Below are 13,303 nucleotides of genomic sequence, written 5' to 3' on the forward strand. Positions count from 1 at the left end.
GAGCAAGGCATTGCCCAAATCATTCATTGCGGCAGTCTGGCGGGGAGCGTCATTTCCAGCATAGATGAGCTGAAAGCAAGCCAGCAAAGAGGCGCTATGAGCTTGTTCCTGCTGATGAAGGCATGGGCAGCCTGCGGCTTCGAGCACGATACGGAAGTCATTGTACTAACTGAAAATGCCTGCCGTGTTACAGGGGAAGAAAGTCAGCTTCGACCGGAAAATGCACCGCTGCTTGGGCTAGCCAAAGCCCTTTCCAAGGAGCATGCGAATATAAGCTGCCGCAGCATCGACATGGACGGAGAGATTCAGCTGGAGGAGATTTTATCAGAATTATCGGTGAATTCAGACGCCAGACTCGTAGCTTTTCGAAATGGGATTCGCTATGTCGAGCTGTTTGAGCCATGCAGCAGCCTGAATGCGCCCAGCAGTGAAGAGCTGACCGTACAAGCCGGAGGCGTCTACCTGATAACGGGCGGTACAGGCGGAATAGGTCTTGAGACGGCAAAATGGCTAAGCCGCAAAGGCCGCATAAAACTGGTGTTAGTCAATCGTTCTGAACTGCCTGATCGGCCGACATGGGATAGCATTTTGCTGAACAGCGAGGATCGTAAGCTATGTGAGAAAATCGCGAGCATTCGGGAGATCGAAGCTGGCGGCTCAGAAGTGATTTTGCACCGATGTGATGTATCCCATTACGATGAAACCGCAGCCATGCTGGAACACATCCGGCTAACCCATGGGGAAATTAAAGGAATCGTACACGGCGCAGGAATTGCCCGCACCGAGTCCATAAGGGAAAAAAGCTTGGATACGTTTGAGCAAGTCATTCGTGCCAAAATTTACGGCACATGGCTGCTGGATCAGCTGACTCAGCAGGATCGCCTTGATTTCTTCATTATGTATTCCTCAATTGCGACGATGTTCGAGACGGGCTATCAAAGCGACTATCTGGCGGCAAACGCCTACCTAGATGCTTATAGTACAGCGCCATCAAGCGATGGAAGAAGAAGATTAACGATCAATTGGACGACATGGCGAGGCAAGGGGATGGCTTCCGATCACAATTTTCAGGCGGATACCATTTTCAAAACGATACAGGCTGCCCGCGCGATGGAACTGCTGGATGCTGTATGGCAAACGCGGCAAAGCAACGTATTGATCGGGGAGTTGAATTTGGAGAGCAGGATGGCGTTATGGCTGCATAATTATGCAATTCAATTGTCGGATGGTATTTCGACAAGCCTGGATTCGTTGAACGAACGTTTGGCGCAAACGCCGGAAAGATCATCCAAATCTGCCGGATACGCAGCGGTTAAGCTGATTGGAAGCGAGCATGATGCGTTCAGCGAGACCGAGCGGCAGGTCGCTCAAACCTGCAAAGGGGTGCTCGGATTTTCCGAGATCGACATCCACGAAAGCTTTTTCGAAATGGGTGCTGATTCACTAATGATTCGGCAGATTTATCAGAAGCTTTCACAGCTTTACACCGAAGAGGTTGTCATTACCGATATGTTTGAGTATCCGACGGTTCATAAGCTGGCCCAGCATATCGAACGGCGACAAGCAGGGGTGGTCGCAGCAGCTGCTCCAATAAGCAATCGGACGGCACTGCAGGATGACGAATTAAACCGGATGTTTGACGAGCTTGATAATGGGGCGCTCGATCTAGAACAGGTGCTCTCCAAGCTTGGCTCCAAAGAGAGGTGAGAATATGGATAAGGCGTACAAATATTTGGTGCAGGGTGTTCAGGACAAAAAGATCGACAGGCAGGTAGCCATTGACTTGATTAAGCTGCTCGAAACAGAAGCAGTAACGGATGCCGGCGATATTGCGATTATCGGTATGGCTGCGAAACTACCGTCTGCGAGCACAATAGAGGAATTTTGGGAAGTTGTCGAAAGCGGCGTTGATTGCATTACCGGCTTTCCAGATACGCGCAGCAGCGATATTAGCAGCTACCTTCGATTTAAGGGGGTGCCCGAGGAAGAAATCCGTTATAACAAAAGCGCCTATTTGCCAGAAATCGATAAATTTGATTATAAGTTTTTTAAATTGTCCCCTCGTGAAGCAAGCTTGATGGACCCGTGTCAGAGAATGTTTCTGGAGACAAGCTGGCAGGCCGTTGAGGATGCGGGCTACGGAGGAAGCAGGCTGGAGGGCTCGAAGACAGGCGTGTTTGTCGGCTATGCCAGCAATTATAGGGACATGTACGCCAAGATGATTGAGGACATTGATCCCACTGCGCTTTCGATTGGTTTGGTCGGAAACTTGAACGCCGTCATCTCAGGTAGAATTTCATATTTGCTAGATTTGAAGGGGACGAGCATGGTCATTGATACGGCCTGCTCCTCCTCTCTTGTAGCGATAGATTCGGCCTGCCAGGCGCTGCGCAGCCGCACCTGCGAAATGGCCATTGCCGGCGGCATCAACATTAATACGGTGCCGCTCAGCAAGGACTATATGCAGACCGGCATAGAATCGACCGACGGGGTATCGCGGACGTTCGACAACCATTCAAACGGCTCTGGGGTAGGGGAAGGCATTGGTGCAATCGTTCTGAAGCCGCTAAAGGACGCCTTAAGGGATAAGGATGTCATCTACGCGGTCATAAAAGGGAGCGCGACCAATCAGGACGGTAGATCCGCAGGACTTACCGCGCCAAACCCGCAAGCACAGACGGATGTTATTTTGCAGGCATGGGAAAACGCTGGCATCGACCCGGAAACGATTGCTTATATTGAGACGCATGGCACCGGCACCAATTTGGGTGATCCGATTGAAATTCAAGGCATTCACTCGGCTTTCCGCAAGCATACGAGCAAAAAACAATTTTGCGCGGTCAGCTCCGTGAAAACGAATATTGGTCATTTAAGCGAGGCTGCTGGCATCGTAAGCGTCATAAAAGCCGTGATGGCCTTGCAAACAAAGCAGCTGCCGCCTTCAATCCATTTTAACCATCCGAATCGGTCAATACCGTTTGAAGACTCGCCGGTGTATGTAAGCGCGAAGCTGCGTGCTTGGGAAACGGATGGAGGACCGCGAAGATGCGGGGTAAGTGCCTTCGGCATCAGTGGAACGAACTGCCACGTTGTGCTGGAGGAGGCGCCTGCTCAAGCAGTCTCGGAACAAAAGCCTGTGGCACCTCGTTTGTTCACATTATCTGCCAAGTCGGAACAGGTGCTGCTTGAATTAATTCATCTTTACTCGGAATATTTGGCGCATAATAGCCAGCTGAATTTAGATGAGGTTTGCTATACCGCAAATTCGGGCAGAGGCCATTACTCGCATCGGTTAGCGCTGCTTCCGACAAGCATAGCGGATTTGCGGGACAAGCTCGTTAGTGCTCGTCTTGATAAAAGCGATGGAGCGGTATATTACGGGGCTCACCGGCTCATTGATTCCTCTAAGGAAGCGCTTGAAGCCAACGACTTGAAGGCAACGGAGCAGGCACGGCTAAGCGCAGAGGCGGCGGCTATAATAGCTGCTTACTGGGCTGAGCCGGATGCGCCGAGCGGCCTAATTGAGCAAGTAGCAGGACTGTATGTCAAAGGTGCTGAGATAGATTGGGATTTGCTGGCTGGAGAAGTAAAGCCCTTCAAGGCAAAGCTTCCTGCATACCCTTTCGAGCGGAGCAGATGCTGGATCGATGCGCCGCTGCAGCAGCAAGTACAAGGAGTAGCGGAAGAAGCGCGTGGACTATTTTACGGGTTTAACTGGAAAGCCGAGCAGCTGTCAGAGGATGCGGAACGCGCACAAATGGCTGATGTGCTCATTATCGAAGACGAAGCGCGTCCACCGTTTGTGCAGGCGATGATCGACAAGCTCCAGGCACAAGGGCGAAATGTCATCGTTGCTTCCCTTGGGCACAGCTTTGAGAAGCAAGACGATACCCGCTATACCCTTACAGGCAGTGAGGACGATTACGACAAGTTAATGACTGATCTGCTTGGACGTCCTGTTACCCATATTTTGCATATGTGCGGACTTTCCGAAAGACTTGCTGCCGAAACGCTGGAGGAGCTGGAGCAAACCCAGCAGTACGGAATATATAGTCTGCTTTATTTAACAAGGTCCATCATGAGACATGACCCGAGGTCAAAACGGCATATGCTGCTGTTTACGAAGCTGCTGCATGCGGCAACGGGGCAGGAGGCTGAATTAAGTCCGGAATGGGCAACGCTCGTTGGCTTAGGAAAGGTTATTCCACAGGAGTTTGCGCAAATCGCATGCAAAGCGGTTGATATCGACGACTTCACGCAAGTGGATGCCATCTGGCCGGAATTGGAGCATTTTACGAAGCAATATCACGTGTCTTACCGGGAAGGACGTCGGTATACGGAGGAATACGGCCCGATAAATCCGCTTAAGCTGGAGGAAGTTAGGGCGGAGCTTCGCGATACCGGGGTTTACCTCATAACGGGCGGCACCGGAGGCATTGGGCTTGAAAACGCCAAGTATTTGGCCTCCAAGGCAAACGTGAATGTTGCCCTTGTGAACCGTTCCCAGCTACCTCCGAAGGAGCAGTGGGCAGCCGTTATTGCAGGCGGCGAGGACGAGGATACGATTCGTAAAATACAGAAGCTTCAGGAAATTGAAGCGCTGGGCGGCCGTATTACGCTCCATAGCGTAGATATAGCGGACTATGCAGCGATGGCTGCCCTTATCGGCGGGCTAAGGGATGAGTTTGGACGAATTAACGGCATTATTCACGGTGCTGGTATAGCTGGTGCGGGTTATTTGTTTAAGAAGGATTTGAATATCTTCAAAAACGTGCTTCAGCCGAAAGTGGCGGGAACCTGGATATTGGATAGGCTTACCCGACAAGATCAGCTCGATTTCTTCATTATGCACTCATCGGGCGTTTCGATGGTTGGAGAAGCTGGGCAGGGGGACTACGTATCAGGAAACGCATATTTGGATGCTTTTGCTGCCTACAGGAGAAAGCAGGAGCGCCATGCACTGGCGTTAAACTGGGTTTCCTGGAAGGAGGCGGGCATGTCCGTCCGCTTCGGCATCAACGTCGATTCCTTCTATAAGGCGCTCCCTACCGTGCAAGCCATTGAAAGCATGGATACGGCGCTGCAGCGGAATATGACGAGGGTGCTCATCGGAGAAATGAACGAAAATCCAGAATATTTATCCTTGCTGATGGCCTTTCCATTTGATTTAACCGAAGAGCTGAATGATCGGGTAAGCCGCTTGTTGAACGGAAATATCGAACAGGAAGGGCACAAGATCATCTCTAATGGAAATTATGATGCCGCTATGCTCGACCAGGGCAGGCTGATTATTTTACCGAAAGGCAACAGCCCCGTGAACAACAGCTCCAAGCCATCGAAAGCCGCGCTTCGGGGCAAGCAGGGAGATGGCTATAATGCGGTCGAGCAGGAGGTAGCCAATATTTTCAGCACCATTCTTGGCTATCCGGAAATCGACATTCATGATACTTTGTTCGAGCTCGGCGGGGACTCGCTGCTGCTGATGAGAATCCATAAATTGATTGAGACGGAGTTTCCGGGCAAGGTGACGATCACCGACATGTTCGAGTTTCCTTCCGTTCAGCGGCTGGCGCAGCATATTAACAAAGAGGAGCAGGAGCAGCAGCTGGTTGCTGCAGCCAAGGACGTTCGTCAGGAAGCAAGAGACATATTCGGAAAGCTTGCAGAGGGCAATATGAGTCTGGAAGAAGCCATTCACGTGATTGAAGATCTGTAGGAAAAGGGGAAAATCGTGCAGAACAATATTTTTACATTTATCGTGAATCAGACGACAAGCGGCAACATCGACAAGGAAACGGCTGTCGAAATGATTGCCATGCTGAAGCAGGGCGGAGCGAAGGTAGAGGATGACATCGCCATTATCGGCATGTCTGCGAGACTGCCAGGAGCCCGGAATATCCATGAATACTGGAGCAATATTGAAAATGGGATAGACACGGTCAAGCAAATTCCGCAAAACCGGAGAAATGACACCGACGATTACATCAAATTCAAGCAGCTTGACCAGGATAAAATCATTTATCCCGAATATGGTTATTTGGAGGATATTGACGGCTTTGACTATGAGTTTTTCCGCATGTCGCCACGGGAAGCGAGCTTGACCGACCCGCATCAGCGTATTTTTCTGGAGCAGGCGTGGAAGGCCATTGAGGATGCCGGCTATGGTGGCGATAAACTGACAGGCAGCAAAACCGGCGTTTATCTCGGCTATACGCAAAGCCCGAAGGATCTGTATTGCAAAATGATTATGGATATCGATCCGACGCTGATACCGATTGCAACGGTGGGCAATATGCAGGCGATGGCGGCAACCCGCATTTCCTATTTGTTGAATTTGAAAGGGCCTGCGCTTGTTGTAGATACGGCCTGCTCGTCGGCATTGGTGGCCATTGAGCTTGCTTGCCAAGCGATTAAGCAAGGACAATGCGACCAGGCTATCGCTGGCGGAATTAAGCTGAATATTATTCCAGTCGATGATGAAAACATTCGTATTGGCATTGAGTCGGGCGATTGGAGAACCCGGGCCTTCGACGATACGGCCGACGGCTCCGGTGTCGGCGAAGGTGCAGGAGCATTGCTGCTCAAGCCTTTGAAAAGGGCGCTTAAGGACGGCGATCATATTTATGCCGTTATTAAAGGCAATGCAGCCAATCATGATGGCCAGACCGCGGGCATTACCGTGCCGAATCCGGCATCGCAAACCTCGGTCATCCAGCAGGCGTGGGAGGAAGCGAACATCGACCCGGAGACGCTTGACTATATTGAAACACATGGAACAGGCACGATTCTCGGTGACCCGATTGAAATTAGGGGCATTGAAGGCGCCTTTAAAAAATATACGAACAAGAAGCAGTTTTGCGCAATCAGCTCTGTCAAGACGAATATCGGACATTTAAGCGAGGCGGCAGGCATCGCGAGTATTGTCAAAATGGCGCTGTCACTGAAATACAAGAAGCTGCCGCCAACGATTTATTTTCAAAAGCCCCATTCTTCCATCGCTTTCACGGATTCGCCTTTGTATGTCAATACGAAGCTTCGTGATTGGGAAACGGACGGGCACCCAAGAAGGGGCGGGGTTAGCGGATTTGGCATGAGCGGCACGAACTGCCATCTCGTGTTGGAGGAAGCGCCAGAGCAAGTGGCTGCAGAGCTTGCATCAGCGGGACCTGAGGTATTTACGCTTTCGGCGAGAAGCAGTAAAGCGCTAAGGGAGCTGCTGCAGCTTTACGATGAATATTTGCAGCAATGTGGAGGGAATTCTTCTCTTTCCAGTATATGCTACACGGCCAATACGGGCCGCAGTACCTACGCTTACCGCCTGGCGCTAATGGCTGCTGATTTGGACGATTTGCAGGTTAAAATCCGTGCTTGCCTGGAAGCCGATCTGGAATCTTTTACAGCTCCATGGGCCTTCTATGGATTCCACCCTGTAGCCCGTGCCAACGCAGCGCCGAAACCAGGGGAAATCGATGAACAGGAGAAGCGCCGTCTTGGCGATGAGGCAGCTCAGCATTTAGAGAGCTGGATTGCATCTGGAAAGTTGGAGGAGCAGTCGCTTCACTCGCTTTGCTCCGCTTATGCAAGCGGCGGCGATGTGAGTTGGAGCGGGCTCTATGAAGGAGAACGGAGGCAGCGCGTCAGCCTGCCGACCTATGCCCTGCAAAACTCGCGCTGCTGGCTGGAGTTTCCCGAGCTGGAAACGTCAGCAGAGGCTCAGGAGGATGGTTTCTACTTTGCGCCTGTATGGACGCCAGAGGAGCGTTCGTCCAAAACGGTAGATGCCTTGACTGGAACTGTCCTGCTCCTTGGTGGAACAGGCGACAGCAAGCAAATGGCTGAAGCGCTAGAGGCCGCTTATGCAGGGGATCAGAGGGATACGATTAAGGTTTTCCTAGGCGAGGAATACATCCAGCATCATTCTGGCGCTTATACGATCCGAAACATGCAGGACGATTATATTCGACTTTTCGAAGATATTGGAGCGGGGAAACTCCGGCAAATTGTCCATATGCTCAATTTGGATAGCGGCGGGCCAATCGACAGCGTAGAGCAGTTGGATGAGAGCCAAAAACGCGGACTATACAGCCTCTTCTATCTGTATAAGGCTTGGCTGCACACAAACGAAAAGCAGCAGCTTGACGTTGTTCTTCTAACAGACAGTGCCCAAGAAGTGAGCGGTGTGGAGACGCTCATTCATCCGGAACACGCGACCGCTATTGGCTTCGGCAAGGTTGTGAGCAAGGAGCATCCGCAGTTCAACGTTCGAAGCATTGATAGGGATCAGGAAACAGAGGCGGGGCAGCTCAGCGATGAGATCATGCATGGCGCAGGTTCGTCGCCTTATGCGGTTGCTTTCCGCGCAGGCGGCCGCTACATCGAGCAATTTGCTCAAATGGAGCTTGATCGCATGGCCGATGAGCCTGTAACGATTAAGGAGCGGGGCGTTTATATCATAACGGGAGGAACAGGAGGAATCGGTCTTGAGGTTGCCAAGTCGCTAGCTGCAAGTGCCTCTTCCATTAATTTGATCCTCGTGAACCGGTCGGCGATGCCTGAGCGGGAACGCTGGGATGCCATTGTCCAGACCGGGACGGATCTGCTGTTGATCAGCAAAATTAATGCCATTCGCGAGTTGGAAGCAGCCGGAGCACAGGTCAAGCTGTATCGGGCAAACATTTCTAATGAGTCGGAGCTTAAAGCGATGTTTTCGGAAGTTCGCAGCGAGTATGGAAAAATTGACGGTATCGTTCACGGCGCGGGCGTCGCCATCGACCAGTTGCTGAAGGACAAGCAGGAAGACGTCATACGCGAGGTACTGCTGCCTAAAGTGAATGGAACGTGGCTGCTGAACAAATGTACGGAGGATGATCAGCTTGATTTCTTCGCCATGTTTTCATCCGTCGCTACCATTTATTACGGCTCGACCCAAAGCGATTATGTGGCGGCTAATGCTTATTTGGATTCATTCACTCATTATCGGAGCAAGCAGGGAAAGAAGACGCTGACGATTAACTGGACGACGTGGAAGGAAACCGGCATGGCGAAAAATAGCGGCGTTGCGGTGAGCACCATCTTCCAGACGCTGCCAACTTCCAGCGGCATTGAAGGCTTTACCGCATTGCTGAACAAGCAGAGCCGCCGAGCGTTAATCGGCAGCTTCAATTACGACCGTCTGGGCATTTTATTGCTTGAAAAAGCTACGGTCAGGCTGTCAGAGCCGCTGCAGCGCAGACTCGACTATCATAAGCAGCAGCTTGCCAGCGCTGGCTCCACTTCCAATAAGACTGCGAAGCCGAAGGGAGCGGCAAAGAGCGGTGAGGTGCAGCTGACTGGCCGTGATGGGGCGGCATACAACGAAACCGAGAAAACGATTGCCGCGGTTTGCCAAAATGCGCTTGGTTATGCCGAAATCGACATTAACGACAACTTCTTCGAGCTTGGCGCCGACTCCATATTGCTGATGCGCATCCATGCGGAGCTGGATAAACGCTACACAGGCTTGTTATCGGTTGCGGACATGTTTGAGCATTCGACGATTTCCAAGCTGGCGGAATATATCGTAGAGCAGGATACGGAGAGCAGCATGCCTCAGCAGACGATCGCTGCGCGTGAAGCCTTGTCAACGGACAGCGATATTGCAGTAATCGGCATGTCATTCCAGTTCCCGAAGGCGAGCACGAACGAGGAATTTTGGGGAGCGCTGCAGGCTGGCGTTGATAACGGCAGCGGCTATCCGGATGTTAGAAGAAAGGATATGGAAAAATACGTTGCCTTCAAAGGTTGGCCGCTCAATGCGGTCGATTACGAGATGGGCAGTTATTTGGACGAAATCGACAAGTTCGACTACCGCTTTTTCCGGATGTCTCCGAAGGAAGCGAGTACGACTGACCCTAACCATCGCTTGTTTTTGCAGACAGCCTGGCATGCCATTGAAGATGCCGGCTACGGAGGCAAAAAGATATATGGCACGAAAACGGGGGTTTACCTCGGCTTTGCATCCAATATGGTCTATTTCCACCGCATTATTAGCGAGGTCGAGCCGCAGTCGGAAGGCGCTTCGTTAGTTGGAAATACGGCTTCGGTAGCGACAGGCAGAGTTTCATATCTGTTCGATTTGAAGGGCCCGAGCGTCGTTGTTGATACGGCTTGTTCTTCCTCCTTGACCTCCGTGCATTTGGCTTGCAAATCGATACGCATGGGCGACTGCGAAATGGCGATTGCCGGCGGGGTAAGGCTGAACATGATGCCTATTTTCCGCAAAGGCTCGCCAAGAGGCATCGGCATGGAGTCGACAGACGGCAAAACAAGGGCGTTTGACGAGCTCTCCGAAGGAACGGGAACAGGCGAAGGGGTTGGGGCGATTCTGCTCAAGCCGCTGCAGAAGGCGATACAGGACAGGGATAATATTTACGCTGTCATCAAGGGAAGCGCATCGAACCAAGATGGAAGCTCCGCTGGCTTGACTGCGCCAAACCCGGCTGCTCAGGAGGAAGTTATTATTCAGGCATGGGAAGATGCCGCAATTGATCCTGAGACGGTTACTTACATTGAAACGCATGGAACGGGTACCCAGCTGGGGGATCCAATTGAAATTCAGGGTATCCAGCGCGCATTTAAACGCTATACCCAGAAGAAACAATTTTGTGCGGTCGGATCTTCAAAAACGAATTTAACGCATTTATCAGAGGCTGCGGGCATCGCGGGCGTCATTAAAGCGGTTTTGACGCTCAAAAACAAAGAGCTGCCGCCAAATCTGTATTTTAACCGTCCGAACCGAAAAATTGACTTTATGAACTCGCCAGTGTACGTCAATGCAACCCGTAAATTGTGGGAGCCGGAAGGCCATCCGCGAAGATGCGGTGTAAGCGGCTTCGGCATGAGTGGAACGAACTGCCATGTCGTTATGGAAGAGTATTTGGGCGCTGAAACCTCGCATCTGCAAGGCGAAGAGGAGCTTAGTCACCTTCCGCAGCTGTTCACGCTCTCCGCACTGACGGATACCGCTCTTCGTCGCCTCGTCAGCCAGTACAAATCGCAGCGTTTTGGCGACGGTTCAGCGGCTGCCTTCCGCAACGCCTGCTATACCGCGAACACAGGACGCGGCCACTACGCGCACAGGCTGGTTCTTATCGTAAACGATGCGGAGGATTTCAACCGGAAGCTTGCGGAAGTGGACGAATATGGTTTCGAAAACGTAAAACAGCCTTGGCTGTTCTACGGCTTCCATAAAATCGTCTCGGAAACGAAAGCGAAAAAATCCGACGGCGAAATTACAGAAAGCCAGCGTATAAGCATGACGAAGCAGTTCGGACAATTGGTCGACGATTATGTAGACGGGGAACGCTCTGATGCCAGCAGCCTGCCGAACATTTGCGAGCTTTACGTACAAGGAGTGGAAACCGATTGGGAACCTTTCTACTTCGGTGAAGAGCTGCACCGGATCAGCCTCCCAACCTATCCGTTCGAAAGAGAGCGCTGCTGGGTTGAGATTCCCGAATATGAGCAGGCTGTGACAGAAGTAACGGCTGGCGGCTTGTATTACGGGGGGCAGTGGGTAAGACAGGAGCAGCTGATGGCAGAGCAGACGAGCCAGGCCGGACCCGTTCTTATCTTTATGGATGAGAGGGGCTTGGGACAATCGCTCGCTGCTGAGTGGAACCGGAGAGGAACCGAGACCGTTCAAGTTTATTTGCGAAAGCAATATGCCAAGCTCGATGACGGCAGCTATCACGTAAGCGGTTCGGTGGACGATTATGTCAAGCTGCTGAGGGATAACAAAGGCAGAACATGGAGCAAAATGATCCACCTGTTCAGCATCGTGCCGGAAGGCATGGCGGTAGATTGGGACGGCTTTAATGAGACGCAGTATAGAGGCGTCTACAGCCTGTTTTACCTATCTAAAGCGGTAGCCCAGGTGGGGCTAAGCGCTGTAACCGATACGGTTATCATTTCGGACCATGTCGATGTTGTAAGCGGCCGCGAACCCCGGGTCAATCCATGGAATGCACCGCTCCTGGCACTCGGAAAATCCGCAAGGCAGGAGCTGCCAAGCATGCTGTGCCGTGCTATTGATATTGATGAAGCGACGAACGTAGATACGATTATGAGCGAAATATTGGCAGCACCGTCGTATTATATGGTCGCTTTCCGCGACAATGAGCGGTATGCCGAGATATTCAAGGAATACCGCGTGCAAGAGGCAAAGGAGCAGCCGATCGAGGTCAGGGAAGAAGGGATCTATCTCATTACAGGCGGCACAGGCGGCATGGGTATTGAGACGGCCAAATATTTGGCGGCGAGAAAGAAAGTCAATATTGCGCTCATTAACCGTACGCCTTTGCCGGACAAAGGGACATGGGATGATATGATCGATCGCAATAGCAGAACCGACCGGAAGGCTATTCAGAGAATGAAAGCCGTTCGCGAGATTGAAGCAATGGGTGCTCACGTGGAATGCTACAGTCTCGATATCGCCAATTTACAACAAATGAAAGAGTTGGTCGGCGGGCTGCGAGAGCGTTATGGACGCATTAACGGTATCGTCCATGGCGCGGGTGTAGGCGGCGATGGCTTCCTCTATTTGAAGGAAGTGCAGGTGTTCAACGAGGTTGTTCATCCGAAGGTGTTTGGGACATGGATTCTCGACAAGCTGACCGAGCAGGATCGACCAGATTTCTTCCTGATGTTCTCCTCCATGAGCTCGCGTTTTGCAGTGCCGGGGCAGGGAGATTACTGCGCAGCTAATACCTTTTTGGATGCATTTGCCAAACACAAAACGTTGAACCAGCAAAAAGCGCTGTCCATCAACTGGGTCGCGTGGAAGGAAACGGGCATGGCCGTAGAGTTTGGCGTCAATGCAGACGGAGCCTTCAAGGCGCTGCCTACAGCAGTGGCCATGCGCGGCTTGGATGAGGCTTTGAACCGTAGCGTATCGAACGTTCTTATCGGGGAGCTCAACTACGGCTCGGATTTGCTGTGGGAGCTTGGTCTCGTTCCGCAGCTGCTGGATGCGCCGATAGACGCTGCTATAACGGGGTCCCAGAAGCGCTGGGAGGCAAGGCAGCTGGCTTCGCAAAGACGTTTCGAAGGCGAAATCAAGCTTACGGGAAAAGACGGCGAATACACCGATCTGGAAACGAAGCTGGCGGAAATCTATTGCGAGGTTCTTGGCTTTAATGAGATCGACATGGACGATAATTTCTTCGAGCTTGGCGGCGACTCGATCTTACTTGGCAGAGTCCACGCTTCTTTGGAAAAACATTATCCAGGCAAGGTTAGATTGCTTGATTTGTTCGAATACACC

Annotated in this window: 3 protein-coding genes; all 3 read left to right on the forward strand. The window is 51.7% G+C overall.

Going from position 1 to position 13,303, the window contains the following annotated elements; genetic code table 11:
- On the forward strand, window positions 1–1,707 hold a 1,707-nt coding region (locus ABEW34_RS31590), incomplete at its 5' end, for an SDR family NAD(P)-dependent oxidoreductase (protein WP_430165745.1).
- A gap of 4 nt (window positions 1,708–1,711) precedes the next feature.
- On the forward strand, window positions 1,712–5,716 hold the full coding sequence (locus ABEW34_RS31595) for an SDR family NAD(P)-dependent oxidoreductase (RefSeq protein WP_430165748.1): 4,005 nt from the start codon (window positions 1,712–1,714) through the stop codon (window positions 5,714–5,716).
- Window positions 5,717–5,731: 15 nt separating this feature from the next.
- A partial coding sequence (locus ABEW34_RS31600; protein WP_430165751.1) for an SDR family NAD(P)-dependent oxidoreductase occupies window positions 5,732–13,303 on the forward strand: 7,572 nt, incomplete at its 3' end.

Origin of the sequence: Paenibacillus algorifonticola, from assembly GCF_050481745.1 — a bacterium.
GTDB classification, from domain to species: Bacteria; Bacillota; Bacilli; order Paenibacillales; family Paenibacillaceae; genus Pristimantibacillus; species Pristimantibacillus algorifonticola_A.